The following is a 25,302-nucleotide window of genomic DNA, read 5'->3' on the forward strand; positions in this document are numbered from 1 at the left end:
CGAGATTTCCTATGTCAAATCAGCTGCTTGAGGAGTCGCGAGAAAGACTAATCGATAACTTGGAAAATTAACGTGCACCGCTTTGGGTCCTGACCAAACGGACAACTTGCCAAACACCCGGCCTGAGTGAGTTGGCAACTAACCGAGGGCTACAAAGTTGGTTGAATAAAACTGAGTGGTATCAGTTGTTTACATGGATTTCGCACACTGTGCAGTAGCGAGTTCGGCCGTAGTTGGCATCTTTATTGATTGCCGCCGCAGATCGCTGGCCAGGAGGGCGGAAGTCGTCAGTTCTCCGGCCATCGTCCGGCGCGCTGTTCCTGAGTGCGCCGGCCTGATGAGCAAAATAATCAGAACAACAGTGGAGCGGCCATGCAACAGATCAGATCCCAGGTGACCGAGCGCGAAGGCTTGTACGAGCTGGACGCCGGCAGCGACGTGCTCGACAGCCCCCGTTACAACCACGACATCGCACCGACCAAGGTCCAGGAACGCACCTGGAACAAATGGCACATCACCGCACTGTGGATCGGCATGTCGATCTGCGTGCCCACCTACACCCTGGGCGGGGTACTGACCGCCTACTTCGGCCTCAGCGTCGGCGAGGCGCTGCTGGCGATCCTGCTGGCCAATATCGTGGTGCTGGTGCCCCTGACCCTCAACGCCTTTGCCGGCACCAAGTACGGCATTCCGTTCCCGGTGCTGCTGCGCTCGTCGTTCGGCATCATCGGCTCCAACGTGCCGTGCCTGATCCGCGCCTTGGTAGCCTGCGGCTGGTTCGGCATCCAGACCATGTTCGGCGGGTTGGCGATCCACCTGTTCCTGGGCTCGATCTTCGAGGGCTGGAAGGCCCTGGGCGGCACCGGCGAGGTGATCGGCTTCATGATCTTCTGGACCCTCAACCTGTGGGTGGTGCTGCGCGGCGCCGAGTCGATCAAGTGGCTGGAAACATTGTCTGCGCCGCTGCTGGTGGCGGTGGGCATCGGGCTGCTGGTGTGGGCCTTGCCCAGTGTGTCGCTGACTGAGTTGCTGGCGATCCCGCCCAAGCGTCCCGAAGGCGCCAGCGTCACCAGTTACTTCATGGCCGGGCTCACCGCCATGGTCGGCTTCTGGGCCACCTTGTCGCTGAACATTCCCGACTTCAGCCGCTACGCGAAAAGCCAGAAGGACCAGATCCTCGGGCAGATCTTCGGTCTGCCGCTGACCATGTTCCTGTTCGCCGCCCTGGGGGTGGTGATGACTGCCGCCTCGGTGAAGCTGGTGGGCGTGACCGTCTCCGACCCGGTGAGCCTGATCGGCCACATCCAGAGCCCGGGCTGGGTAGCCCTGGCCATGGCGCTGATCATCATCGCCACCTTGTCCACCAACACCGCAGCCAATATCGTCTCGCCCACCAATGACTTCCAGAACCTGGCGCCCAAGCTGATCGGCCGCACCACGGCGGTGATCCTCACCGGCCTGGTGGGGCTGGCGCTGATGGGCCACGAGTTGTTGAAAAAGCTCGGCCTGCTGATTTCCGACGTCAGTCTGGAGACGGTGTATTCCAACTGGCTGCTGGGCTACTCCAGCCTGCTGGGGCCGATCGCCGGGATCATGGTGGTGGACTATTTCCTGATCAAGAAACAGCGCCTGGACCTGGCCGGCCTGTACCGCGACGACGTCTACCCGGCGTGGAACTGGCACGGTTTCATCGCCTTTGGCGTACCGGTGGCCCTGACCCTGATGTCCCTGGGCAGCAGCGCCTTCAACTGGTTCTACAGCTACGGCTGGTTCACCGGTTCGGCCCTGGGCGGGTTGATCTACTACGGCCTGTGCACCTGGCGCAGCACCCAGGTGGCGACCGCCAAGACCCCAACATGAACACCCAGCCAGCGCTTACGTGCTCACCACATACGCGCGGTTTTTTGTAGGCGCTGGCTTGCCAGCGAAGGCGTCGGCACGGGCGACGCACATCTTGCGCGCCCCTTCGCCGGCAAGCGCAACACCGCCCGGCCTGCTCCTATCGATTGTTGCTAGGCCGTTATCCCGGGTGATTGCGTCACGCATCCCCGACAAAATCAGAAGAAATGCCTGAGGAGATCACCATGAACGCTGCCGTCGAGGTTCTGCAATCCAGCCATCAGCACATCAACCGCGACCGTCTGTGGCAGTCGCTCATGGCGCTGGCCCAGCTCGGCGCCACGGTCAAGGGTGGGGTCTGCCGTCTGGCCCTGACCGACCTCGACCGCCAGGCCCGGGATTTGTTCGTGAAGTGGTGCGAGGAGGCCGGTTGCACGGTCACGGTGGACGCTATCGGCAACATCTTCGCCCGCCGCCCCGGGCGCAATCCGCACCTGCCACCGGTGATGACCGGCAGCCATATCGACACCCAGCCCACTGGCGGCAAGTTCGATGGCTGCTTCGGCGTGTTGGCCGGGGTCGAGGTGCTGCGCACCCTCAATGACCTCAAACTGGAAACCGAAGCGCCCCTGGAAGTGGTGGTGTGGACCAACGAAGAGGGTTCGCGCTTCCCACCGTGCATGATGGGCTCCGGGGTGTTCGCCGAGAAATTCACCCTGGAGGACACCCTGGCCAAGACCGATGTCGAGGGCATCAGCGTCGGCGAGGCGTTGAATGCCATCGGCTACGCCGGCACGCGCCCGGTCAGCGGGCATCCGGTGGGCGCCTATTTTGAAGCGCATATCGAGCAAGGCCCGATCCTGGAGGACGAGCGCAAGACCATAGGCATTGTGCTCGGCGCCCTCGGCCAGAAGTGGTTCGACCTCAAGCTGCGCGGTGTCGAAGCCCACGCCGGCCCGACCCCCATGCACCTGCGCAAGGACGCCCTGGTGGGCGCCGCGGCCGTGGTCGCCGCGGTCAACCGCGCCGCCCTCGGCCACCAGCCCCACGCCTGTGGCACCGTCGGCTGCCTGCAAGCCTACCCGGGCTCGCGCAACGTGATTCCGGGCGAGGTGCGCATGACCCTGGACTTCCGCCACCTGGAGCCGGCGCGCCTGGATTCGATGATTGCCGAAGTGCGCCAAGTGATCGACAACACCTGCGAAGAACACGGCCTGAGCTACGAACTGACCCCCACCGCGGACTTCCCACCGCTGTACTTCGACCCCGTCTGTGTCGACGCCGTGCGCGGAGCCGCGCAGGGCTTGGGGTTGTCCCACATGGACATCGTCAGCGGCGCCGGGCACGACGCGATCTTCGTCGCCGAACTGGGCCCGGCGGGGATGATCTTCGTGCCCTGCGAAGGCGGCATCAGCCATAACGAAATTGAAAATGCCGACCCCGACGACCTCGCCGCCGGCTGCGCCGTCCTGCTGCGCGCCATGCTCGCCGCCTCCCAATCCATCGCCCAGCGCCAAGCGTAGGAGCCGGCTTGCCGGCGAAGGGGCCCGTCAGACGTGCGTCGCTGGTGCCGACGCCTTCGCTGGCAAGTCAGCTCCTACCGGTAGCTTGCGGTGTTTCCACGAACCCGCCCACACCGCCATTCCCGTAGGAGCCGGCTTGCCGGCGAAGGGGCCCGCCAGACGTGCACCGCCGGTACCGACGCCTTTGCTGGCAAGCCTGCTCCTGCCGGAGCAGCGTGAGCCGCTTTGCCTGGCGTACACTGGCGAACTTTTCGCACGGGATGTCGACCATGCACAGGATGGTGCTCTGTCTGGCCCTGGCTCTGAGCCTGGGGGGTTGTATCGATTACAAATGGGGCCACGACTGGAAGGCCGACAATCCGGGCGGCTGGCAAGACGCAAGCGTTGTCGGTTTCGACAAAGGCACGGCGTTCCAGCTGGCCTGCGGGGGCAGCCCACTGTATGTGAACGTGGAGACCCACGCCTCCCATCAACTTTTATCGCTGTTCTTCATCCCGTTGTTTTCCGCGTCGTACGATGACGGCCATGTGCAGATCAGGGCCAATCACCCCAGCCTGATGGCATGTGCTTCGCCCGCGCAAAACCCTCTGCTGCTGAAGCTGGACAACCGGCCCATTCAGGCTGCCGGCTTCCCGCTGCGCAGCGGTGAAGGCCTGTGCATCATCGACCTGGACCCGCGTGAGTTGCAGGGCGAGCAGCTGTCGATCGAAGTCAACCAGGCCTTGCTGCCCTGCGCGGTGGCGCCGATGACCCTGAAAAAGGACAGTTTCTTCTGCCTTCGGGCTACAAAGTTCGGCGGTTCGACACCGTGCGGTCGGTAGCCAAAAAGCCAGGCCCTGCGTACCGAACGCGGCCCGACCTTTCGCAGCCTCGCGGGCTCGGCAGCGGCTACAGGGTCCGTGGCGAGCTGTTTTTTGTAGCCGCTGCCGCAGGCTGCGCACGCCCGGCACGGGCGTAGGGGGTAGGGCCGAGATAGAGCTGCCAGCCGAACCTAAGCTAATTCCTAAAAAGTATTTATTTTTGATTTATTAGATCGATTAGCTTTTAGCGACTCTCCTGTCTCCCAGAAGGTTCGCCCCCATGCGCCTGCCCTTTGCTTTGCGTCGTAGCTTGTCGATCACCGCCCTGGCCGGTCTGGCGCTGGGCATGGCCCTCAATGCCCAGGCCGATACCGATCTGCGCATCGGCTACCAGAAATCCTCGACCCTGCTGGCGCTGCTCAAGGCCCAGGGCACCCTGGAAAAACAGCTGGCGGGGCAGGGCGTCAACATCACCTGGCACGAGTTCACCAGTGGCCTGCCGCTGGCTGAATCGCTGAACGTGGGCAATGTCGACATCAGCGCCGATGTCGCCGACACGGTGCCGGTCTTCGCCCAGGCCGCCGGGGCCAAGCTCACCTATTTCGCCACTGAAACCCCGTCGCCCGCCGCTCAGTCCATCGTCATCCCCAAGGATTCGCCGCTCAAATCCCTGGCTGACCTCAAGGGCAAGCGCATCGCCGTGACCAAGGCTGCCGGCAGCCACTACCTGCTGATCGCCGCCTTGCGCGAAGTGGGCTTGAGCTTCGCCGATATCCAACCGGTGTACCTGACCCCGGCCGACGGCCGCGCGGCGCTTGAAACCGCCAAGGTCGATGCCTGGGTCACCTGGGAACCCTTTGTCGCCAGCGCCCAGCGGCAGCAGGGCGCGCGGGTGCTGCACGACGGCCAGGGGCTGGCCAGTTATCGCCGTTACTACCTGGCTTCCAACGACTACGCCAAGGCCCATCCCGAGGTGTTGCAGCAGGTCTTTGCCGAGCTGCAGAAGACCGGCGCCTGGGTCAAGGCGCACCCGGCCGAGGCGGCGAAACTGCTGGGCCCGCTGTGGGGCAACCTGGACGTGCCGACGGTGGAACTGGCCAACAGCCGCCGCACCTATAAGGTCGAAGCGGTCAAGCCGGACGCCCTGGGCGAGCAGCAGAAAATCGCCGATGCCTTCTACCAGGAAAAGCTGTTGCCCAAGCCGGTGGATGCCCGGGCGGTGCAGTTGTGGAGCCCCAAATCCTTGTAGTGGGTCGTTAGGTCGCTTTCGCTTGTAGGAGCCGGCTTGCCGGCGAACAGGTCCCCCCCTTTTTTCTTGTTCACCGCCGGCTACGCCATCCCGCGCCCGGCGTCAGGAGTTCCCGTGTCTGCCGTTCACCCCCAAGAGGCCTTTGCCGTCCCAGCCTCCGTCAGCCCGCCCGCGGATAACGCCGACGTGGTGCTGGAATTACGCCACCTGACCAAGCACTACGCCCGCCGCCGTGGCCAGTCCGCTCCGCCTGCGGTGCAGCAGGTCAGCCTCAAGGTGCGCCGTGGCGAAGTGCTGTGCCTGATGGGCACCTCCGGCAGCGGCAAGTCCACCTTGCTGCGCCATATCAACCGGCTGATCGAGCCCAGCAGCGGCGAAGTGCTGATCGACGGTTCGGCCATCAGCCAGCTGTCGGCCAAGGAGCTGCGCACCCTGCGTTCGCGGCGCATCGGCATGGTGTTCCAGCACTTCGGCCTGCTGCCCCACCGCAGCGTGCGCGACAACGTCGCCTTGCCCTTGGAGCTGCGCGGCGAGTCTGAAGCCCTGCGCCATGCCGCAGCCGACGTGCAGTTGCAGGCCATGGGCCTTGAAGGCTGGGGCGAGCACTATCCCCATGAGCTGTCCGGCGGCATGCAGCAGCGGGTCGGCCTGGCCCGGGCCCTGGTCAGCGAGCCGGACATCCTGTTGATGGACGAACCCTTCAGCGCACTGGACCCGACCATTCGCCGTGACCTGCAAAGCCACTTTCTGCGGGTGGTGCGCGAGCGCGGCATCAGCACCTTGCTGGTGACCCACGACCCGGCCGAAGCCCTGCGCCTGGCGGACCGCATCGCCGTGTTGCGCCACGGCCAGTTGATTCAGGTCGGTACGCCCGAGGAACTGCTGAAGCAACCGGCGGATGCCGAGGTGGCGGACTTCTTCCAGGAGCACGGCGCCCGCAGTGCCACGCCGGTGGTGGCGATTGCACCCAGTAACGCTGTGGCGGCACCGGCACCGGTCAGTTCCGGGCTGTCCTCGGCCCAGGCCCTGCTGCTGGGGCCCGCCGCCCTGGCCGCCAGCGGTCGCGGTGGCCTGTATTGGCTGGGCTTTGCCCTGGAATTGGGTGCGGCCGCAGCCTTGGGGCAAGGGCTGGCCACGGCCAGTTTCGCCTGGGCCGGCTTGGCGCTCATCGGCTTGCTGCTCAGCCGCCTGTTGAGCCTGGCCCTGGCCCGCCGCCCCAGCCGCCTGGGCCGTTCCGACTGGCACCTGCCGTGGTTGGTGTTGCTGCTGTGCCAGGCCCTGGTGCTGTGGCGGGTACTGGCTGCTGATGCCTCGGGCCCCTGGCTGCAGTTTCCCGCCGACCGCCAAGCGCTGCTGGGCACCGCCGCAGCCATCGACCAACTGATTGCCTGGTCCCAGGTGACGTTCGAAAGCACCTTCGTCGGCGTGATAGTCGCCGTGCGTACGGTGATCGACAGCACCGAAAGCCTGCTGGGCTGGCTGCCCTGGCCGGTGCCGGCCCTGGCCCTGGTGCTGCTGGCCTGGCGCAGCGCCGGTGCCGCACTGGCCCTGACCAGCGCCGCGGCCTTGCTCTACATCGGCCTGTTCGGTTTCTGGGAACGGACCATCGCCACCCTGGCTCTGGTGGGTTCCTCGGTGCTGATCTCGCTGTTGATCGGCGTGCCCGCCGGCATCCTCCTGGCCAAGCGCGCCCTGGCTCGGCGCCTGATCACTCCGCTCTTGGACGTGATGCAGACCCTGCCGACCTTCGTGTACCTGATCCCGGCGGTGGCGTTCTTCTCGGTGGGCAAGACCCCGGCGGTGATCGCCACGGTGATCTTCGCCCTGGCGCCGATGATCCGCCTCACCGCCCTGGGGATTCAGGAAGTGCCCAAGACCGCCGTCGAAGCGGCCCTGGCCCACGGTGCCACGCCGTGGCAGATCCTGACCAAGGTCGAACTGCCCCTGGCTGCGGGCTCCTTGCTACTGGGGATCAACCAGACCCTGGTGATGAGCCTGTCGATGGTGGTGGTGGCGGCGCTGATCGGCGCCGGCGGCCTGGGCTACGACGTGATGACCGCGTTGCGCAACATCAAGGGCGGCGAGGGCATGTTGGCCGGCGCCGCGATCGTGTTCTGCGCGCTGATTCCCGACCGCATCATTCAAGCGACCCTGCGCCAGCGGGATCGCACATTACAGCCATCATGAGGTGTCCCTTGAACAAGTCGTTTACCCGTACCCTTGGCGCCGCCGCGCTCTTGTTGGGTTTGTCCCTGCCGGTGCTGGCCAAGGACAAGATCGTCATTGGCGAGCAGAACTGGACCGGTGCCATCGCCATCCAGAACATCCTTGGCGAAGTGATCAAAAGCCGCCTCGACGGCGAGGTTTCCTACCTCGCCGGTGACGTGCCGGTGCTGTTCGCCGCCGCTGCCAAGGGCGACGGCTCGGTGGACGTACTGACCGATATCTGGCTGCCCAACCAGTCCGCCGCCTGGGCCAAATACGTCACCGGCGGCACCCGCTCCCTGGTGCCCAACAAGCAGCCGTACCTGGGGGTTCAGGGCTTCTACATCCCCGGCTACCTGCAAGACAAATACGGCGTGAAATCGGTCTACGACCTGCAAAAGCCTGAAGTGGCGAAACTTTTCGAACCCCAGGGTGGCGGCAAGGCGCAACTGCTGGTGGGCCCGGCGGGCTGGGAGTCGACCTACATCGGCCAGATCAAAGCCAAGGATTTCGGCTTTGCCGATCAATTCGAATCGGTGTCCACCGAAGCCTCGGTGACCTACGCCAAGCTCGCCGCCGCCTACAAGGCCCAACGCGGCGTGGTGTTCTACGCCTACACCCCGGACTGGATCTTCTCCGCCTTCGACCTGCGCCGCCTGGATGAACCGGCGTTCGACGGCTACGCCCAGGACAACAAGAAGGGCGATCCGCTGTACAAGGCCGACGGCTGCTGGAAATTCATCAGCCCGACGGTGGATGCCGACTGGCTGAGCAAGAGCAAGATCACCTGCGCCTACCCGGATGCACGGGTGTATGTCCTGGCGTCCAGCACCCTGCAAAAACGCGCGCCACGAATTGCCGCGTTCCTGGAGAACTTCAGCATCGAACCTCAGGCCCTGAACGACCTGATTCTCAAGATCGAAAAGGAACAGCAACCGGCGGCGCAGGCGGCCAAGGAATGGGTGGCGGCGCATCCGCAGATCGTTGATGGCTGGCTGGGTGCCAGCGGTGAAAAGGTTGGGGTGGCTCAATGAGTGGGCTTGAACAAGCGACCTTCGGCGCCGGGTGTTTCTGGGGCGCGGAAGCCGCGTTCCGGGCCTTGCCTGGGGTAGTGGACAGCCGCGTCGGCTACGCCGTGGAAGCGGCGGACGAAGCCTTGCAGATTGAAGTGGTGCAGGTGGATTTCGACCCGCAGGTGCTGGCGTATACCCGCCTGATCGAACACTTTTGGGATCTGCATGATCCCACTTCGGTGGATCGCCAGGGTGAGCATGGCGGGGTGAAGTATCGCTCGGCGATTTTCCACACCAACGCTGGGCAGGCCGAACAGGCGAGGGCGGCCAAGACCGCCCTGCAAGACTCTGGCCGCCTCAACAAACCCGTAGTCACGGTGATCGTGCCCCTGGGCCGTTTCGACCTGGCGGATGAAGCGCACCAGCGTTACCTGGAGAAGAATGGCCTGAGCAGTTGCCATATCTAGAAGGCGCAAGCCGCAAGCCGCAAGCTTGGAGCTTGAGGCTCATTTGGCTGTATGCAAGTTGCTCTTTGTGGCGAGGGAGCTTGCTCCCGTTGGGCTGCGCAGCGGCCCCAAACCCTGATGCACGCGGTGCATCAGGTGGCATGGGGTTGAGGCCCAAGCGGGAGCAAGCTCCCTCGCCACAGGTCAGCGAACCGAACTCCTACGCGACCCGCCACTGAATCACTTCCAGCACCGCGCAGCCTTCGCTGGTGAGCAGGTGCACGCCACGGGTGATGCGGGTCAGGTCGCAATCGCTGATGTCTTTCAGCCCCAGGGTGGACAGGCTGTCCATCAGGTCGCGGACCACGGTGAAACGGTGGGCGGCGCTGCTGGCCAGGTCGCTCAAGGGGGCGTCGGTGTCGAGGTAGAACACCGGGTGTTCGGTGTCGTGGGTGTCGATGGGGGTGAAGCGGGGGAGGTGATGGTCAGTCATAGGTGCGGCTCCTGCTTATAGAGCAATCGCCTTTTTGCCGACCGTGAGGATTGGGGCAGTGATGCGCGAGCAGGCTGGCCGGGGATAGGGCAACAGCACATCTTGAGGTGTCCCGCGCACCACCGTCATAACCTTTGATCGCAGGGACAAAAGCGACTGCGAGGATGTTTGAAAGTGGATGCGTTCCTATATTCGACCGGCCAAGGTCGCTCGCGGATTGGGTTGCGAGGGGCTGACTATAGGAGCGGCGTCATAGCGCTGCAACAGGGTGGTTGGGGAGATGTTTGAGCGCTTGTTTCGTGGTGTAGGTGGCTGGTTTTGGTGGGGGGCATATCCGTTGCTGCGGGTGTGGCGGCTGGCGGTTTTGTCTTTGTGGCGAGGTTGACGGGATGCATATTCGTTGCTGCGGTAACGGCCGCTGGAGGTTTCGCCTTTATGGCGGGGGACGGGGTACATATCCGTTGCTGCGGTCATGGCCACTTAGGGTTTCGCCCTTACGGCGAGTCCCTTTTGTCAAACGCCACAAAAGGAACCAAAAGGGCTTGCCCCTCCATACGGCCCCTCGCTAGGGCTCGGGGTGCCCGAGCTCCGGCATTGCTCCGGGGGCCCGCCGCCAACCGGCCATCCATGGCCGGGTGGCGGCTAGCTCGGCATCCATGCCGAGCTGCCCCCTACGCAACGCCTACGCTCGGCCTGCTGGGAAGGGGCCTGAAGATCAAGATCAAAAGCCAAGCGCGTGTTACGCGCTGTTCGTAGGAGCCGGCTTGCCGGCGAAGAGGCCCGCAAGACATGCGTCGCCCTGGCGGACGCCTTCGCTGGCAAGCCAGCTCCTACAGGGGGCGGTGCACACCGATCAATCTCCAGGCCGGCCGGCAGGCCGCCGTCAGATTTTGCCTTTGCTTTTGATCTTGCTTTTGATCTTCCTGCCCCTTTAGACACGATGGCCGAACGCAGGCATTGAGCCGTGGGTAACCCGGCAGGACGCCGGGTTAGCCGCACTGGGCCAGGGATGGCCCATTGCGGCGGCCCACGGATCAATGCCGGAGTTCGGGCATGCCGAGCCTAGGCGAGGCACCGAGTGGAGGGGCAGGAGCCCTTTGCTTACTTTGGGGCTTTTCCAAAGTGAGTCGCTGTAAGAGCGAAACCATAAGCAGCCGTAACCGCAGCAACGGATATGTACCCCATCCCACTAGCTGTAAGAGCGAAACCGCCAGCAACCACACCCGCAGCAACGGATATGTACACCAAGAAGACCGCAACCTCAGGTTTTACGGCCGCTGCGCGCCCGAGCGGGAGCAAGCTCCCTCGCCACAAGGGCTCTGTTTCAGGTTTCAAACCCCGTCTTTCCATCCCCCACCTAACGCGACCAGCAAGCCCACGCTGGCCTGCAACTCTCGCGTCTGCACCGCCTGCAACCCCCGTTGCGCCTGCAAGGCCGCGGTCTGCGCCGTCACCACATCCAGATAACTCACCGCCCCGGCCTGATAGCTGTTCATGGCCAAGGTCTGGGTATGCAGCGCCGCATTCACCGCCGCCTGCTGATCCAGCGCCTCCTGACGCAAATCCCGCAGTTGCCCCAGGTTGTCCTCCACCTCCCGAACCGCCCGCAGCACCTGCCCACGGTAATGGGCGGCGGCCTCTTCGAACTCGGCATGGGCCTGTCGCTCATTGGCGCTCAGCCGCCCGCCATCAAAAATCGGCAGGTTCACCAAAGGCCCCAGGGCCCAATAGCGATTACCCGCCGCCAACAGATTGCCCACGCCTTGGGTCTGCCCACCGAGCATCCCGGTTAGGCTGAAGTCCGGGTACCAGGCGGCGCGGGCGATGCCTATGCCAGCATTGGCGGCGTACACCCGGCGTTCGGCTGCGGCAATGTCCGGCCGGCGTTGCAGCAGGGTGCTGGGCAGTTGCTGGGGAATACTCGGCAGGCTCAGCAGTTGCGTCGAGGGCGCCAGGCTGAACCGGCTGTCCGGTTCCCCCACCAGTTCGCCAATTGCGTGTTCGGTGAGGTTGCGTTGGGCGCGTACTTCGTCCAGTTCCGCTTCGGCGCTGGCCAGTTGGCTCTGGGCCCGGGTCAGGTCCAGTTGCGAGGCGATCTGCCCTTGATAACGGTCGCGGGTCAGTTGCAGGGCCTGGGCGTAATCCTCCAGGGAGTGGCTGAGGATGCGGCTCTGGGCGTCCAGGCCATTGAGTTGCACATACAGGCTCGCCAGCTGTTTTTGCAGGCTCAGGCGCGCGGCTGCCAGGTCGTCGCCAGAGGCTTGGGCCTGGGCGTCTCCGGCAGCCGCTTGATTGCGGATCCGGCCCCACAGGTCGAGGTCGAAGCTCAGGGCGAAACCGGCGGTGTTGCTGTTGTAGATCGACGGTTGCGTGCTGCCGCGCAGGGGGCGGCTGTCCGACTGGCGCTGGCGCAGCGGTTGGGCGCTGGCGCTGATCTGCGGGAACAGCCCGGCATGCAGTTGGCTGGCGTAGGCCTGGGCAGCGTCGTAGTGGGCCAGGGCCGCCGCCAGATCCGGGTTGGCTCGGAGCAGGCGTTGTTGCAGGTCATCCAGCTGCGGGTCCTGGTACAGCCGCCACCAGTGCTCGGCGATCCCCTGGGGCGCGGCGGCCGGGTGCCAGGGGCCGTCGGCGTTCTGTTCGCGATACTGCGCGGGCAGGTCGATGGGCGGCACTTGGTAATGAGGGGCCAGGGAGCAGCCGTGCAGGGCCAGCAACAGCAGGGCGGCGAGAGGTTTAAGCCTTTGGCGCATGTTCGCCTCCCGCGTCCGCCAGTTGCACAAGGTCGCCTTCGCGCAGGGCGTCCGGCGGGTTGTCAATGACGTGATCGCTGGCTTGCAGGCCTTGGTCGATCACCAGCCGTTCCCCCAGGTCCAGGCCAATATGGATGCTGCGCAGGTGCACGCGTTTTGCACTGTCGATCACCGCCACTTGGGTGCCCTGGGCGCGGAAGATCAGGGCGCTGGCGGGGATGCTCACGCCGTGGGTGTCGGCAGGGATGGCCAGGGTTGCTTCGGCATAGTCGCCGGGCATCAGGGCGCCGTCGGGGTTGGCGGCGACGAACTGTGCCAGCAGGGTGCCGGAGCGTGGGTCGATGGCGGTGGAGTCGCCCAGCAGTTGCGCGCTGAAGTGCTGGCCGGGATGTTCCGGCACGCTCAACTGCGCCACCAGTCCAGGGCGGATCACGCTGGCGTAGTTCTGCGGAATCGGCACGTAGAGCCGCAGTTTGTGGGTGTCCGCCAGGTCGAACAGCTCCGGGTCGCTGTCGTTGTCGGCCTTGATCAACTGGCCGATATCGGTGTGGCGGGCGGTGAGGGTGCCGGCGAACGGCGCACGAATGGTCTTGTAGTCCTCCAGCGCCGAGAGCCGCCCATAGTCGGCGGCGGCCGCGTCGGCATTGGCTTTGGCGGCGGCTGCGTTTGAGGTCTTTTCGTCGGCTTCCTGGCGCGATACCGAGTGGCTGGCCAAGAGGTTTTGCCAGCGCGCGGCGGTGGTCTGGGCCAGCCGTGCATTGGCCTGCTGCTGGACCATCCGCGCCCGGGCCTGGGCCACTTGCTGGTCCAGGTCGGGGCTGTCGATATGGGCCAGCACCTGCCCGGCGCTGACCTTGGCGCCGATGTCCTGGCTCCAGTCCTTGAGGTAGCCGCTGACCCGGGCATGGATCGGCGCCTTGCTCCAGGCCTCCAGGTGCGCCGGCAGGCGCAGGGTGTCGCCCAGCACGTTGGGTTGCGGCTGCAACACCAGCACTTGGGGCACGGCGACGGTTTCGGTCCAGGCGGCCACGGCCCGTTCATGCCGGGTGCGCGCGGCCAGGCCGTTGGCCACCAGCAGCGCGGCCAGGCTTAGGCTGCCGATGCCCAGCAGCATCAGGCGTTTGCGCGAAGGGGTGTGATCAGGCGACATGGGTGTGTTCTCCAGCAACAGCGGATTGGGGGCGGCGGCCGTGGACCAGGCTGAAGACCACGGGGACAAAGATCAGGGTGGCCACGGTGGCGAGGAGCAGCCCGCCGATCACCGCGCGGCCCAGTGGGGCGTTCTGTTCCTCGGACAGGGCCAGGGGCAGCATGCCGATGATCATCGCCAGGGCGGTCATGCAAACCGGGCGAAAGCGCGTGTAGCCGGCTTCCAGGGCGGCCTTGAGGGCATCGCCATGTGCCGCCAGGCGCTCGCGGCAGAAACTCACCACCAGGATCGAGTTGGCGGTGGCCACCCCCATGCACAGGATGGCCCCGGTCAGCGCCGGCACCGACAGCGAGGTGCCGCTCAAGAACAGCATCCAGACGATCCCGGCCAGGGCCGCTGGCAACGCGGTGATGATCACGAACGGATCGACCCAGGACTGGAAGTTGACCACGATCAGCAGGTAGATCAGCACCACCGCCCCCAGCAGGCCCAGGCTCAAGCCGCTGAAGGCTTCATGCAGGGCGTCGATCTGCCCGTGCAGGCTGACCGTGGCGCCCTTGGGCCGCAGGGCCGCGACGTCGTCCAGGACCTTCTGCATGTCGTGGGCCACAGCGCCCAGATCGCGGCCTTGCACGCTGGCGTACAGGTCCAGTGTGGGCTGGATGTTGTAGTGGCTGACCACCGCCGGGCTCTCGACGCGGGAGATGTCCGCCAGGCCGCCGAGGATCTGCGACTGGCCATTGCTACCGGTCACCGGCAGTGCCTCCAGGGCCGGCAGGCTGTCCAGGCGGTACTGCGGGGTGGCGGCGACGATGGAGTAAGACACGCCGTTCTTCGGGTTGAGCCAGAAGGTCGGCGCCACCTGGGAGCTGCCGGCCAAGGAGGCCACCATGCTGTTGGTCACGTCACGCTCGGTGATCCCCAGGCCGTTGGCCCGCAGCCGATCGACCTTGACCTGCAGTGACGGGTAGCCGGTGGACTGCTGGAGGCGCAGGTCGGCGATGCCCGGCACATGTTTGAGGCGCCGTTGCAGTTCCAGGGCGAAGGCGCGGTTGGCCGCGTCATCGGGCCCGGAGATTTTCACGTCCAGCGGGGCCGGGGCGCCGAAGTTGAGGATCTGGCTGCTGATGTCCGCCGGGAGGAAGGCGAACTGGCTGCCGGGGAAGCTTTCCGGCAAGGCTTCACGCAGCTGTTTCACGTAGTCGGCGCTGGGGGCGTGGCCGGACTTGAGGGTGACCTGGATATCACCGTCCTGGGGCCCGATGGTGCCGCTGTTGCTGTAGGCCATGTCGATGCCGCTCAAGGGGATGCCGATGTTGTCGATGATGCTGTCCAGTTGCTCGGCCGGGATCACTTCGCGAATCCGCGCTTCGATGCGGTCGAAGGCCGCCGCGCTTTCCTCGATACGCGTGCCCAGGGGCAGGCGCACGTGCAGGGCCAGGGCGCCGGCGTCGGTGGCGGGGAAGAAGTCCTGGCCCAGGCTCGGCAGCAGGGCGAAGGAAGCCAGCACACAGGCGAGGAAGCCGAGGATGAAGGTCTTGCGCCGCCCCAGGGCCAGGTGCAGCAGGCCGTGGTAGGTGTCGCGCACGTTGGAGAAACGCGCCTCGAAACCCTGTTGGAACGCCAGTAGCCCGCGTACCAGCGTGTTGCGCGGCTTGGCGTGTTGTTCGCCCTCGTGATGGTTGATGAAGGCGTCTTCCGGGTGATGCCCGGGACCCGCTTCCGGCACATGGGGCTTGAGCAGGTACAGGGCCAGGGTGGGCACCAGGGTCCGCGAGAGGATGAACGAGCTGGCCATGGCGAAGATCACCGCCAGGGCCATGGGCCGGAACAGGTAGCCGGCGATGCCCTGCAACAGGAACATCGGCACGAAGACGATGCAGATGCACAGCAGCGAGACGAAGGCCGGGCCGACGATCTGCTTGGCGCCGTCGAGGATTGCGTCCTTGACCGCCTTGCCCTGTTCCAGGTGCCAGTTGATGTTCTCGATGGTCACGGTGGCATCGTCCACCAGAATCCCCACCGCCAGGGCCAGCCCGCCCAGGGTCATGACGTTGAGGGTCTGGCCGCTGAGCGCCAGCAGGGCAATGGCCGAGAGCACCGCCAGGGGAATCGAGGCGGCGATGATCAGTGTTGAGCGCCAGCTGCCGAGGAACAGCAGGATCATCGCGCTGGTCAGCAGGGCGGCGATGATGCCTTCCCGGGCCACGCTGCCCACCGATTGCTTGACGAACACCGAGGCGTCCCCCAGCAGCGAAGTCTTCAGCGCCGGCGGCAGGGTTTCATTGATCCGCGGCAGCATCTGGCGGATGCCGTCGACGATGGACAGGGTGGAGATATTGCCGTTCTTCAGCGCCGGCATCAGCACCGCGCGGCGTCCGTCAACCCGCACGATATTGGTCTGCGGCGGCGAGCCGTCGCGCACGTGGGCCACCTGGCCGATGGTGATCAGGGCGCCGTTCACGGTCTTGATCGGCAGGTCGTTGAGCTCCTCGATGGCGGTGGGGCTGTTGTTCAGCAGCACCGTGTATTCATTGCCGCCGAGCTTGGCGGTACCCACCGGGATGATCTGGTTCTGCGCCGCCAGGGCATTGCCCACGTCCTGGGCCGACAGGCCTTTGGCGGCCAGGGCTTGCGGGTCCAGGTCGAGGGTGATCTGCCGTTGCTTGCCGCCCATGGGCGTGGGCATGGCCAGACCGGGCAGGGCGCTCAAAGGCAGGCGGATGTTGTTCTGCACCAGGTCGCGGATCTTCGCCTCCGACAGGGTCGGGCTGGAGAAGGCCATTTGCAGGATCGGCACCGTCGAGGCGCTGTAGTTGAGGATCAGCGGCGGGGTGATGCCCGGTGGCATCTGCTTGAGCACGGTTTGTGACACCGCCGTCACCTGGGCGTTGGCGGTGCGGATATTCACTCCGGGCTGGAAGAAGATCTTGACGATGCCCATGCCCGGCAGCGACTGCGACTCGATGTGCTGGATGTCGTTGACCGTGGTGCTCAGGGAGCGCTCGTAGGTGTAGATCACCCGCCCGGCCATGGCATCCGGCGACAGGCCGTTGTACTGCCAGACCACCGCCACCACCGGGATGCCGATATCCGGGAACACGTCGGTGGGGGTACGCAGGGCCGCCAGGGGCCCGATGATGCAGATGAATATCGCCAGCACGATGAACGTGTAGGGCTTGAGCAGTGCGGTCTTGACCAGCCCGAGCATGCCGAAAACCTCCGAGGGAGTGGGATTGCAAACCTCGGCAGCCTGCAGCGACCCACCTAACACGCGGCTTTCAGCCAGGTGAAGGAAGTTTTAGGTAAGGCCTGAAATTCCTTTCACTGGGATTCATTTGTACTCGTACCGACGCCTCGACACCCTTGATGGGCATCGACGCAGTCGGTTGTCCTGGACTGGCGTCGCACTCATTTCTGTTATTGGCGAGGTACGTTTTCATGACACTCAAACCGCTGTTGCTGATTCCCGTCCTGGGGCTTGCCTGCTTGCTCAGCGCCTGCGCCGGGCCGATGCCCCAGCCCGACCCCAGCCAGGCCTGGATTGGCCTGCAGGAAGAGGCGCCCAACGACCTGATGGCCGAACGGGTGGACGGGAAGAAGGTCGACGATGGGCGTTATTTTGAGGTCAAGCCCGGCGCCCATCGCCTGGACGTGACCTTGTTTGAAGAGAGCGTCGGCGACTCCAATCAGCAAGACTGCAATGGCCATATCAGCTATAGCGGCTTCAAGGCCGGTGAACACTACAAACTGGTGGAGTCGAGCCTGGGGACCGAGGTGTCGGTTCGCTTGTATGACGCCAAGGGCAAGCAGGTGGCCAGCACCCATGGCTTTGCCTGCATGCCAGGCTGACGGGGCGGTTTGCGTCACTGAAACAAGGACGTTTCTCTCAAGCTAAAGAGACGGGGCCGACTATAGCGGCACGGTGAGCCGGGTGATGATGGAGGCCTTTATCCAGGCAACCGGGCGTTCGTCATGAAGCAAGAGGCGCAAGCGGCCGTCACCTCCACCGAGGTGGCATTCAATGAAGTGGCTCTAATGATCACCGCCGCACGGCAGCGGGCGGTGCGGGCGGTGAACACTGAACTGGTGGAACTGTACTGGCAGGTCGGCGCCTATATCAGCCGCAAGCTCGAGGCGGCGGAATGGGGCGATGGCGTGGTCCAGCAATTGGCGGATTACCTGGCGCGGCAGCAGCCGGGGCTGCGGGGGTTTACCCGGCGTAACCTGTTCCGCATGCGTCAATTCTATGAGGTCTATCGAGGGCAGGAGAAAGTGTCAGCAGTGCTGACACAATTACCCTGGACCCAGAACCTGATCATTCTTGCGCAAGGTAAATGCGCTCAAGAGCGCGAGTTTTACCTGCGCATGGCCATTCAGGAACAGTGGTCGACCCGAGAACTGGAACGACAGATCAAGTCCGCCCTGTTCGAACGCACGCTGACCCGCCCGGCAAGCGCCTCGGCCAGTTTGAGACAGGCCCGTCCCGAGGCCCTGAAGGTCTTCAAGGATGCCTATATGGTGGAGTTTCTCGGCCTGGCCCAGGGGCATGATGAAGCCGATCTGCACCAGGGGCTGGTGCGCCAGCTCAAGGATTTTCTGATCGAGATGGGGCGCGACTTCTGCTTTGTCGCTTCTGGCTATCCCCTGCAGGTCGGCGGGCGCGATTTTGCCCTGGATCTGCTGCTGTTCCATCGTGGGTTGAATTGCCTGGTGGCCGTTGAACTCAAGGTCGGGCGCTTCGAACCGGAGTACCTGGGCAAGCTGGACTTCTACCTGGAGGCCCTGGATCGCCAGGTGCGCAAACCCCATGAAAACCCGGCGCTGGGCGTGTTGCTCTGTGCGAGCAAGCATGACGAGGTGGTGGAATATGCCCTCAACCGTTCACTGTCGCCGGCGTTGATCGCCGAGTACCGGACCCAACTGCCGGACAAGAAGCTGCTGCAGGCCAAGCTGCAGGAGTTTTATGCCCTGGACACCCAGGCGCGGTGAGTCGAACGGCCATTGTGTCCGGGGTTCTGCACCGCCTTGCTGAGTCCTATGCGCACCCTGGCGCCGACCTTCGGCTCATTCCGGCTCACTGCCGAACCAGTCCGCCAGGCGTGCGCTGGCTTGTTCCCGGACCTCGGCGTTGATATGCGCAGCCACAGCCACCACTGAACCGGCCAGCAGCCCAAGGTCATCGGTGTATCCGGCCCCGGGAAGCAGGTCGGGGACCATGTCCAGCGGCAGTATGAAGTAACCCAGGGCAGCGTAGATGGTGGTCTTGGCCCAGATCGGGGTTTGTGGTCGTTGCGCGGCGTAGTAGAGCCACAGGGCTTTTTGGATCAAGGTCCGGCCGATGCGCGAGGCGTAGCGGCCGATCTTGCGCCAGAGACAGAGTTCAAGGGATTGGGTGGTGGACATGGCGCACTCCTGGGAGATACAGGTCCTGGCCATCGTCGCCGCCCGCGCCCCTGACCGGCAGAGGCCAATATTTCCCTGGCCGTTTCCCAGGCAGGAGCAGGCTTGCCGACGAAGAGGCCGATGACGGCGTCATCAATCCTCTGTCAGGTCAGCGGTGCCAGCGAGAGCCTGCGCTGGCAAGACTGCTCCTGCGCAGGGGCGGTGTATGCGTGGGTGTGCGCTTCAGCCGAGTCGGCGGGCCTCCAGGCGCTGGAACAGCAACATGCCCAGGAGCATCGCCAGGACGAATACCCAGGCTTGCCAGTGCCCGCCCGGCAACAGCACCAGGGCCGGCCCCGGGCAGATCCCGGCGATGCCCCAGCCGACGCCGAACAGCAGGCTGCCACCGATCAGGCGTCGATCGACACTGCGCTTGGCGGGAATCTGCATGGGGGCCCCGAGCAGCGAGCGCGAGCGGCCCATGGCCCAATGGAAGGGCCACCAGGCCGCCGCGATGGCGCCGAGCATCACCAGCGCCAGTGACGGGTCCCAGGTGCCCGCCAGATCGAGAAAGCCCAGGACCTTGGCCGGGTTGGCCATACCCGCCAGCAACAGGCCGATGCCGAACAGCAGGCCGGCGACAAAAGCGCTGAGTTTTCTCATGGCAGCAGCCCCAGTCCGTGGCGCAGCACCCAGACCGTGGCGAAGCCGGTGCCCATGAAGCACAGGGTGGCGATGATCGAGCGTGGCGACAGTCGGGAAATACCGCAGACCCCGTGGCCGCTGGTGCAACCGGCGCCGTAGCGGGTACCGATGCCCACCAGCAGGCCGGCGCTGATCAGGCCGAGCAGACCGCCCTGGAACTCGGCGACGGGCAGGGCGTGAAACAGGCCCCAGAGCAGCGGCGCCAGCAGCAGCCCGAGGATGAACAGGGCTTTCTCGCCCCAGCCGTCGCCGCCCGGTTGCAGCAGGCTGCCGAGCAGGCCGCTGATTCCGGCGATGCGCCCGTTGGCGACGATCAACAGCCCGGCCGCCAGGCCGATCAACGCGCCCCCGGCCAGGGCCGACCACGGTGTGAAATGCAGATAATCCAAAAGCATGTCCTGTTCCTTGTAGGAGCCGGCTTGCCGGCGAAGGGGCCAATCCTGGCGCCGTGAGTATTGCGTCGGACAGCGGCGTCGGCGAGGACGCCTTCGCTGGCAAGCCAGCTCCTACGCGGTGTATGGGCTCAATGGGACAGCCAACCCAAGGCCCCGCCCGCCAGCAGCAGCGCCGCCAGCATGCCGGTGATGGCAAACAGTTGTTGCAGGCGCGGGCCGGCCAGGTGGCTGGCCACTTGTCGTCCCAGTACCAGTCCCACCACCGCGCCCAGGGCAAAGGGCGCACCCACGGCCCAGTGCATCACGCCGCTGAGGCTGGCGGTCACCACGCTGCCCAGGGACACCAGGGCAATCACCGCCAAAGAGGTGGCGACGATGCTCTTGCTGTCCAGGTTGGTGTAGCGGCTCAGGGCCGGGATGATCACGAAGCCGCCGCCGACGCCGAGCAACCCCGACAGCAGGCCCGAGAGCATGCCGGTGAAGGTCAGTGCCCGGGCGCAGGGCAGGGTCCAGCGCAAACGGCCCTGGGCCGGGTTGAGCACGCAGGGCAGGAACGCCGGGCGTGGCGCGACCTGGCCCTGTTTCAATTCCAGGCTGGCCTTGCGCAGGATGCGTCCGCAGGCGTACAGCAGCACCAGGGAAAACAGCAGGGCCAGGGGCAGGTTGGGCAGGCGGTGGGCCAGCCACAGCCCCAGCGGCGCCATGAGAATGCCAATGCTGGCGACAAACCCCGCCGCACGGTAGCGCACGATGCCCTGGCGCAGGCCCAGCACCGCGCCGACGCTGGCGGCCAAGCCCACCGCCAGCAGGCCGATAGGGGCGGCCTCGACCATGCTCAAACCCAGGCCGAACACCAGCAGTGGCACCGCGAGGATGCCGCCGCCGGCTCCAGTCAGCGCCAGGATCGCGCCAATGACCGCCCCCAGCCCAGCGCCCAAAAGACTGTGTTCATTCATGTCTTCGGGGTGTCCGTGGCCAGGGTCGGTTGTGCCAGCCATTCATGGCCCTTGAGCATGCCGCGCCAGTACAGCGGCGGTAGGATTCGCTCCTTCAGCCACCAGGCGCGACGGGTCGGCTGGCGGCCGTCCAGCAGCCAGCGCGGGAAGCTCGGTGCCAGCTTGCCGCCGTAGGTGAATTCGGCGAGGACGATCTTGCCCCGTTCCACGGTCAGCGGGCAGGAGCCGTAGCCGTCGTACTCGGCCAGCCGGGTCAGGCGCTTGAGGGCCACCAGCACGTTGTTGGCCACCACTGGCGCCTGCTTGCGTGCCGCCGCGGCGGTCTTGGCGTTGCTGGTGTTGGTGGCATCGCCCAGGCCGTGGACATTGATGAAGCGCTTGTGGCGCAGGCTATGGGGATCGACATCGACCCAGCCAGCGGCGTCGGCCAGGGGGCTTTGGCGGATAAAGTCCGGGGCGCATTGCGGCGGCACCACATGCAGCAGGTCGAAGGCACGCTCAAGGGTTTCCTGGCGGCCGTCGGCCAGGGTGCGCACGAAGGTTGCGCGCTGGGCCGGGCCGTTCACCGCCACCAGGTTGTGGCCGAAATCCAGTTCGATGCCGTACTTCTTCACGTATTCCATCAGCGCCGGCACATAGTCGGCGACGCCGAACAGCACGCCGCCGGCATTCAGGAAGCGCGGCTTGATCGACTCCAGGCGGCCGTTGCGCCGCCAGTGGTCGCAGGACAGGTACATGGCTTTCTGCGGCGCCCCGGCGCACTTGATCGGCATTGGCGGCTGGCTGAATAGCGCCTCGCCCTGTTGCAGCTGCTGCACCTGTTGCCAGGTGTAGGGCGCCAGGTCGTAGCGGTAGTTGGAGGTCACGCCGTGGTTGCCCAGGGCCTGGGGCAGGCCGTCGATGGCCGCCCAGTCGAGCTTGAGCCCGGGGCACACCACCAGTTGGTCGTAGCCCAGCACGCGGCCGTCGTCCAGCACCAGGGCATTGTTGTCTGGTTCGAACAGGCTGACGGCGTGCTGCAGCCACTTGACGCCCTTGGGCATCAGCGCGGCCATGCTGCGTTCGGTGGACTGGGCGCTGAACACCCCGGCACCCACCAGGGTCCAACCGGGTTGATAGTAGTGGCTGCTGGCCGGGTCGATGATCGCCACGTCCAGGTGTGGATCGCGGGACATGAGGCTGGCGGCGACGGCAATGCCAGCGGCACCGCCACCGACGATCAGCACCTGATGGCTGCCGTCGACGGCGCGCAGGGCCGGGTTGAAGGGACGCATGGCAAGTTCTCCGTGTGGAGTCAGTAATCGTTATAGGGTGTTCAGGGGAATCTTCAGGTAGCTCACGCCGTTGTCTTCGGGCTCGGGGAAGTGCCCGCTGCGCATGTTGACCTGCACCGAAGGCAGGATCAGCACCGGCATGTCCAGGGTTGCGTCGCGGGCTTCGCGCATCTTCACGAAGCTGTCTTCGTCGACGCCCTGATGGATGTGAATGTTGTTGGCGCGCTGCTCGGCAACGGTGGTCATGTATTGCAGTTCGCGGCCGTTGGGCAGGTAGTCGTGGCACATGAACAGCCGGGTCTCTGGGGGCAGGGCGAGGATCTTGCCGATGGAACGGTACAGGGTCCGTGCATCAGCCCCGGGGAAGTCGCAGCGGGCGGTGCCGTAGTCGGGCATGAACAGGGTGTCGCCGACAAAGGCCACGCACTCGTCGCCCACTTGCACCAGGTAGGTCATGCAGGCAGGGGTATGCCCCGGGGTATGCAGGGCCCGGGCGCTGAGGCCGCCGATGGCGAACTCGGCGCCGTCTTCGAGCAGCACGTCGAACTGGCTGCCATCCCGGGCAAAGGCCGGGGCTTCGTTGAACAGCGCACCGAAGACTTTCTGCACCCGGGTGATCTGATTGCCGATGGCCACTTGGGCCCCCAGTTGGTCCTTGAGGTAGGCGGCAGCGGACAGGTGGTCGGCGTGCACGTGGGTTTCCATAATCCAGTCGACCCGGGCGTCCAGCTCGCGCACCCGGGCGATCAGGCGGTCGGCGGACTCGGTGCGGGTGCGGCCGGATTTCGGGTCATAGTCCAGCACGCTGTCGATCAGCGCGCAGCGGCGGCTGGCCTGGTCCATCACCAGGTAGCTGATGGTCCAGGTGTGAGGGTCGAAAAAGGCTTCTACACGCAGCGTGTCGCTGATGATCATGGGGCACTCCAGGCAATGAAGGTGAGGGCAGTCTGCGCTGTCGCTCGTCCCTTGGACTGTCAATAAACGTGCCAACCTCGAGCGCCCGGATTGGCCACCTGTTCATTGAAGTAGAAGGCCGCAGAGGCTGCCATCAGGCGTTTTTCGAGGCGACTGCCAGCGTCATCTGGCAGTGATATGGCAGTTTGTGACAGAAAATGGCAGAAGGCCGCGGCGTGCTTTAAGCTGCCGCCACTGCCTCGGAGTTGCCCCATGTCCCTGATCGCCACCGACCGTGCCCAGCCGTCCATGTCTGCCCTGGTGTCCTACCTCGAACACGACCCGCAACCGACCATCGTGCTCGACACCGACTACAACATCATCGCCGCCAACACCGCCTACCAGCGCCAGTTCGGCGTGGCCGGCAAGCCCCATGTGGGCGCCAAGTGCTATCGCGTGTCTCACCAGTTCGCCGTGCCTTGCGACCAGGCCGGCGAGCATTGCCCGATGCGCAAGGCCCATGACAGCCGGGTGCCGGAGCGCATGCTGCACATTCATCACACACCTCGCGGCCCCGAGCACGTGGATGTGGAGCTGCGGCCGATCATTGGCGAGGCCGGCACCGTGGTGGCCTATGTCGAACGCCTGAGCTCAGTGGCGGTGGCGTCGGTGCAGCCCCAGCAGAAGGGCCTGGTGGGCCGCTCGCCAGCCTTCAACGAAGCCTTGAGCGCCTTGCAGCGGGCGGCCCCGGCGCCGATTCCGGTGTTGCTGCAGGGTGAGTCCGGCACCGGCAAGGAACTCTTTGCCCGTGCCCTGCACGATGGCAGCCCCCGGGCCAGCGGGCCGCTGGTGGTGGTGGACTGCACCGGGCTCACCGAAACCCTGCTGGAAAGCGAATTGTTCGGCTATGAAAAGGGCGCCTTTACCGGCGCCCTGCAACGCAAGATCGGCCTGGCGGAAGCGGCCCACGGCGGCACCCTGTTTCTCGACGAAATCGGCGAGGTGCCCCTGGCCATGCAGGTCAAGCTGCTGCGCCTGATCGAGTCCGGCAGCTTCCGCCCGGTGGGCAGCCTGCGCACCGTGCATTCGGACTTCCGCCTGGTGGCGGCGACCCACAAGCCGCTCAAGGAAATGGTCGCCGCTGGCACCTTTCGCCAGGACCTGTACTACCGCATCAGCGCCTTCCCGATCCGCCTGCCGGCCCTGCGCGAACGCAGCGACGACCTGCCGCTGCTGATCGACAGCCTGCTGCGCCGCCTCGATCCCGGGGTGGTGCCGCGGGTCGATCCCCAGGCTCTTGAGCAGCTGCGCTTGTACACCTACCCAGGGAACATCCGCGAGCTGCGCAACATCCTCGAACGGGCGCGGTTGTTCAGTGATGACGGGGTGATCCGCCCGCAGGACCTGCCGGCAGAACTGCGCAGCCCACAGGCACCGGTCCCGGTGACCCGCCGTCGCACCGGCAAGGACCTGGAACAGCTGGCCCATGCCCTGGAAGTGTTCGACGGCTCGCGCAGCGAGTTGGCCAAGACCCTGGGCCTGAGCGAGCGAACCCTGTACCGGCGGCTCAAGGCCCTGGGCTTGTAGTGGCGCGCAGGGCGCGGGGAAGGCAGCCTCAGCCCTGGGCGGAGTGCTCCTTGAGGGGCAGGTCGCAGGCCATGACCCACATGCCGATCTGCTCCAGGTCGGTGCTGAACGGCACCTCGTCGACTTGGCGCAGGCCGGCGCTTTCATAAAAGCGCCGGGCGCCGCTGTTGCTCTTGAGCACGTCCAGCCACAGGCAGGATTCCCCGGCGGCGCTGGCCCGTTGCAACACGTGTTCGAGCAGGCGCCGGCCATGGCCCTGGCCGGCCTGGGACTTGAGCAGGTAGATCTTCTGCAGTTCGGCCCCGAGCCGGCCGCTGCCCGGCGTCGGGCGGGCCCAGTTGAGCTTGGCAAAGCCGATGGGCTGGTGCTGCGGGTCCAGGGCCAGCAGCCACAGGTGCCGGTCCCGGGCCGCTACGGACGCTTCGAGGTTGGCGGGGGAGAAGTCCTGGTCGAGAAACTGCTGCATGCCGTCAGTCGTCCAGATCGCCGCGAAGTGTTCGCGGTAGGTGGCGCAGCCTATGGCCTGCAGGGCATCGATATCGCGGCTGTCGGCTTCACGGATGGTGATCATGCTTCACTCCTTGAGGGCGGTCGGACCGGGCGCAGCAGCTTAACCCTTGGCGCGAGGAGGCTCCAGT

The 25,302-nt window shown here is 65.4% G+C and carries 21 protein-coding genes; 10 read left to right on the forward strand and 11 right to left on the reverse strand.

The window, feature by feature from the left end; all coding sequences use genetic code 11:
* Window positions 1-372: 372 nt before the first annotated feature.
* The 7 genes from LOY69_RS13060 (at window position 373) to msrA (ending at window position 9,096) form a co-directional block, all read left to right on the forward strand.
* Window positions 373-1,860 (forward strand): NCS1 family nucleobase:cation symporter-1, encoded by a 1,488-nt coding sequence (locus tag LOY69_RS13060; RefSeq protein WP_265074694.1) that lies wholly within the window; start codon window positions 373-375, stop codon window positions 1,858-1,860.
* 224 nt (window positions 1,861-2,084) lie between these two features.
* Entirely contained in the window at window positions 2,085-3,362 is a 1,278-nt protein-coding gene (locus tag LOY69_RS13065; RefSeq protein WP_265074695.1) for a Zn-dependent hydrolase, read from the forward strand.
* 215 nt (window positions 3,363-3,577) lie between these two features.
* A complete protein-coding gene (locus LOY69_RS13070; RefSeq protein WP_265074696.1) occupies window positions 3,578-4,183 on the forward strand; it encodes a hypothetical protein in 606 nt (201 codons plus the stop codon).
* A 259-nt stretch (window positions 4,184-4,442) separates the two neighbouring features.
* Window positions 4,443-5,411, forward strand: a complete 969-nt coding sequence (locus LOY69_RS13075; RefSeq protein WP_102879782.1) for an aliphatic sulfonate ABC transporter substrate-binding protein — start codon at window positions 4,443-4,445, stop codon at window positions 5,409-5,411.
* 114 nt (window positions 5,412-5,525) lie between these two features.
* Window positions 5,526-7,598 (forward strand): ATP-binding cassette domain-containing protein, encoded by a 2,073-nt coding sequence (locus tag LOY69_RS13080; RefSeq protein ID WP_265074697.1) that lies wholly within the window; start codon window positions 5,526-5,528, stop codon window positions 7,596-7,598.
* Complete coding sequence (locus LOY69_RS13085; RefSeq protein WP_265074698.1) at window positions 7,595-8,650, forward strand: glycine betaine ABC transporter substrate-binding protein; 1,056 nt, start codon at window positions 7,595-7,597, stop codon at window positions 8,648-8,650. Before LOY69_RS13080 ends, LOY69_RS13085 begins: the two co-directional genes overlap by 4 nt.
* Window positions 8,647-9,096, forward strand: coding sequence for a peptide-methionine (S)-S-oxide reductase MsrA (gene msrA, locus LOY69_RS13090; protein ID WP_265074699.1), 450 nt, complete (start codon window positions 8,647-8,649; stop codon window positions 9,094-9,096). The genes LOY69_RS13085 and msrA overlap by 4 nt, the downstream gene beginning before the upstream one ends.
* Window positions 9,097-9,295: 199 nt before the next feature.
* Here msrA and LOY69_RS13095 read toward each other — a convergent pair whose 3' ends face one another.
* The 4 genes from LOY69_RS13095 to LOY69_RS13110 form a co-directional block, all read right to left on the reverse strand.
* Complete coding sequence (locus LOY69_RS13095) at window positions 9,296-9,568, reverse strand: hypothetical protein (protein ID WP_265074700.1); 273 nt, start codon at window positions 9,566-9,568, stop codon at window positions 9,296-9,298.
* 1,331 nt (window positions 9,569-10,899) lie between these two features.
* Complete coding sequence (locus LOY69_RS13100) at window positions 10,900-12,318, reverse strand: efflux transporter outer membrane subunit (RefSeq protein ID WP_265074701.1); 1,419 nt, start codon at window positions 12,316-12,318, stop codon at window positions 10,900-10,902.
* A complete protein-coding gene (locus LOY69_RS13105) occupies window positions 12,302-13,468 on the reverse strand; it encodes an efflux RND transporter periplasmic adaptor subunit (RefSeq protein ID WP_265074702.1) in 1,167 nt (388 codons plus the stop codon). Before LOY69_RS13105 ends, LOY69_RS13100 begins: the two co-directional genes overlap by 17 nt.
* Window positions 13,458-16,679 carry an efflux RND transporter permease subunit gene (locus LOY69_RS13110; protein WP_265074703.1) on the reverse strand — a complete coding sequence of 1,074 codons (3,222 nt, stop codon included), beginning with the start codon at window positions 16,677-16,679 and terminating at the stop codon, window positions 13,458-13,460. Before LOY69_RS13110 ends, LOY69_RS13105 begins: the two co-directional genes overlap by 11 nt.
* 230 nt (window positions 16,680-16,909) lie before the next feature.
* Here LOY69_RS13110 and LOY69_RS13115 point away from each other — a divergent pair, with 230 nt between their 5' ends.
* Entirely contained in the window at window positions 16,910-17,320 is a 411-nt protein-coding gene (locus LOY69_RS13115) for a hypothetical protein (protein ID WP_170004963.1), read from the forward strand.
* 123 nt (window positions 17,321-17,443) lie between these two features.
* Window positions 17,444-18,460: a PDDEXK nuclease domain-containing protein gene (locus LOY69_RS13120; RefSeq protein ID WP_123393850.1), complete on the forward strand. Its 1,017-nt coding sequence runs from the start codon at window positions 17,444-17,446 to the stop codon at window positions 18,458-18,460.
* Window positions 18,461-18,535: 75 nt separating this feature from the next.
* Here the strand turns inward: LOY69_RS13120 and LOY69_RS13125 are convergent, their stop codons facing one another.
* The 6 genes from LOY69_RS13125 to LOY69_RS13150 form a co-directional block, all read right to left on the reverse strand.
* Complete coding sequence (locus tag LOY69_RS13125; RefSeq protein WP_102864425.1) at window positions 18,536-18,874, reverse strand: YkvA family protein; 339 nt, start codon at window positions 18,872-18,874, stop codon at window positions 18,536-18,538.
* Between the two features lie 222 nt (window positions 18,875-19,096).
* Entirely contained in the window at window positions 19,097-19,516 is a 420-nt protein-coding gene (locus LOY69_RS13130) for a DUF6691 family protein (protein WP_110597259.1), read from the reverse strand.
* Entirely contained in the window at window positions 19,513-19,953 is a 441-nt protein-coding gene (locus LOY69_RS13135) for a YeeE/YedE family protein (protein ID WP_265074704.1), read from the reverse strand. Before LOY69_RS13135 ends, LOY69_RS13130 begins: the two co-directional genes overlap by 4 nt.
* Window positions 19,954-20,081: 128 nt before the next feature.
* A complete protein-coding gene (locus tag LOY69_RS13140) occupies window positions 20,082-20,909 on the reverse strand; it encodes a sulfite exporter TauE/SafE family protein (RefSeq protein WP_102879770.1) in 828 nt (275 codons plus the stop codon).
* A complete protein-coding gene (locus tag LOY69_RS13145; RefSeq protein WP_253085750.1) occupies window positions 20,906-22,183 on the reverse strand; it encodes an FAD/NAD(P)-binding oxidoreductase in 1,278 nt (425 codons plus the stop codon). The genes LOY69_RS13140 and LOY69_RS13145 overlap by 4 nt, the downstream gene beginning before the upstream one ends.
* A gap of 30 nt (window positions 22,184-22,213) precedes the next feature.
* Window positions 22,214-23,098: an MBL fold metallo-hydrolase gene (locus tag LOY69_RS13150; RefSeq protein ID WP_265074705.1), complete on the reverse strand. Its 885-nt coding sequence runs from the start codon at window positions 23,096-23,098 to the stop codon at window positions 22,214-22,216.
* A gap of 252 nt (window positions 23,099-23,350) precedes the next feature.
* On the opposite strand from LOY69_RS13150, the gene LOY69_RS13155 reads away from it, so the two are divergent.
* Window positions 23,351-24,664 (forward strand): sigma-54 interaction domain-containing protein, encoded by a 1,314-nt coding sequence (locus LOY69_RS13155; RefSeq protein ID WP_213666197.1) that lies wholly within the window; start codon window positions 23,351-23,353, stop codon window positions 24,662-24,664.
* Window positions 24,665-24,692: 28 nt separating this feature from the next.
* Here LOY69_RS13155 and LOY69_RS13160 read toward each other — a convergent pair whose 3' ends face one another.
* The gene (locus tag LOY69_RS13160; protein WP_102879765.1) at window positions 24,693-25,235 is read right to left on the reverse strand and encodes a GNAT family N-acetyltransferase; all 543 of its coding nucleotides are present in this window, start codon (window positions 25,233-25,235) and stop codon (window positions 24,693-24,695) included.
* Between the last annotated feature and the right edge of the window lie 67 nt (window positions 25,236-25,302).

Source organism: Pseudomonas sp. B21-059 (assembly GCF_026016285.1).
GTDB classification, from domain to species: Bacteria; Pseudomonadota; Gammaproteobacteria; order Pseudomonadales; family Pseudomonadaceae; genus Aquipseudomonas; species Aquipseudomonas danubii.

Coding starts and splice junctions, on each gene's coding strand:
- LOY69_RS13150 (WP_265074705.1), bottom strand. CDS start 23,098: ATGATCATCAGCGACACGCTGCGTGTAGAAGCCTTTTTCGACCCTCAC.
- LOY69_RS13155 (WP_213666197.1), top strand. CDS start 23,351: ATGTCCCTGATCGCCACCGACCGTGCCCAGCCGTCCATGTCTGCCCTG.
- msrA (WP_265074699.1), top strand. CDS start 8,647: ATGAGTGGGCTTGAACAAGCGACCTTCGGCGCCGGGTGTTTCTGGGGC.
- LOY69_RS13160 (WP_102879765.1), bottom strand. CDS start 25,235: ATGATCACCATCCGTGAAGCCGACAGCCGCGATATCGATGCCCTGCAG.
- LOY69_RS13105 (WP_265074702.1), bottom strand. CDS start 13,468: ATGTCGCCTGATCACACCCCTTCGCGCAAACGCCTGATGCTGCTGGGC.
- LOY69_RS13125 (WP_102864425.1), bottom strand. CDS start 18,874: ATGTCCACCACCCAATCCCTTGAACTCTGTCTCTGGCGCAAGATCGGC.
- LOY69_RS13060 (WP_265074694.1), top strand. CDS start 373: ATGCAACAGATCAGATCCCAGGTGACCGAGCGCGAAGGCTTGTACGAG.
- LOY69_RS13115 (WP_170004963.1), top strand. CDS start 16,910: ATGACACTCAAACCGCTGTTGCTGATTCCCGTCCTGGGGCTTGCCTGC.
- LOY69_RS13145 (WP_253085750.1), bottom strand. CDS start 22,183: ATGCGTCCCTTCAACCCGGCCCTGCGCGCCGTCGACGGCAGCCATCAG.
- LOY69_RS13140 (WP_102879770.1), bottom strand. CDS start 20,909: ATGAATGAACACAGTCTTTTGGGCGCTGGGCTGGGGGCGGTCATTGGC.
- LOY69_RS13100 (WP_265074701.1), bottom strand. CDS start 12,318: ATGCGCCAAAGGCTTAAACCTCTCGCCGCCCTGCTGTTGCTGGCCCTG.
- LOY69_RS13130 (WP_110597259.1), bottom strand. CDS start 19,516: ATGAGAAAACTCAGCGCTTTTGTCGCCGGCCTGCTGTTCGGCATCGGC.
- LOY69_RS13095 (WP_265074700.1), bottom strand. CDS start 9,568: ATGACTGACCATCACCTCCCCCGCTTCACCCCCATCGACACCCACGAC.
- LOY69_RS13065 (WP_265074695.1), top strand. CDS start 2,085: ATGAACGCTGCCGTCGAGGTTCTGCAATCCAGCCATCAGCACATCAAC.
- LOY69_RS13110 (WP_265074703.1), bottom strand. CDS start 16,679: ATGCTCGGGCTGGTCAAGACCGCACTGCTCAAGCCCTACACGTTCATC.
- LOY69_RS13135 (WP_265074704.1), bottom strand. CDS start 19,953: ATGCTTTTGGATTATCTGCATTTCACACCGTGGTCGGCCCTGGCCGGG.
- LOY69_RS13120 (WP_123393850.1), top strand. CDS start 17,444: ATGAAGCAAGAGGCGCAAGCGGCCGTCACCTCCACCGAGGTGGCATTC.
- LOY69_RS13085 (WP_265074698.1), top strand. CDS start 7,595: ATGAGGTGTCCCTTGAACAAGTCGTTTACCCGTACCCTTGGCGCCGCC.
- LOY69_RS13075 (WP_102879782.1), top strand. CDS start 4,443: ATGCGCCTGCCCTTTGCTTTGCGTCGTAGCTTGTCGATCACCGCCCTG.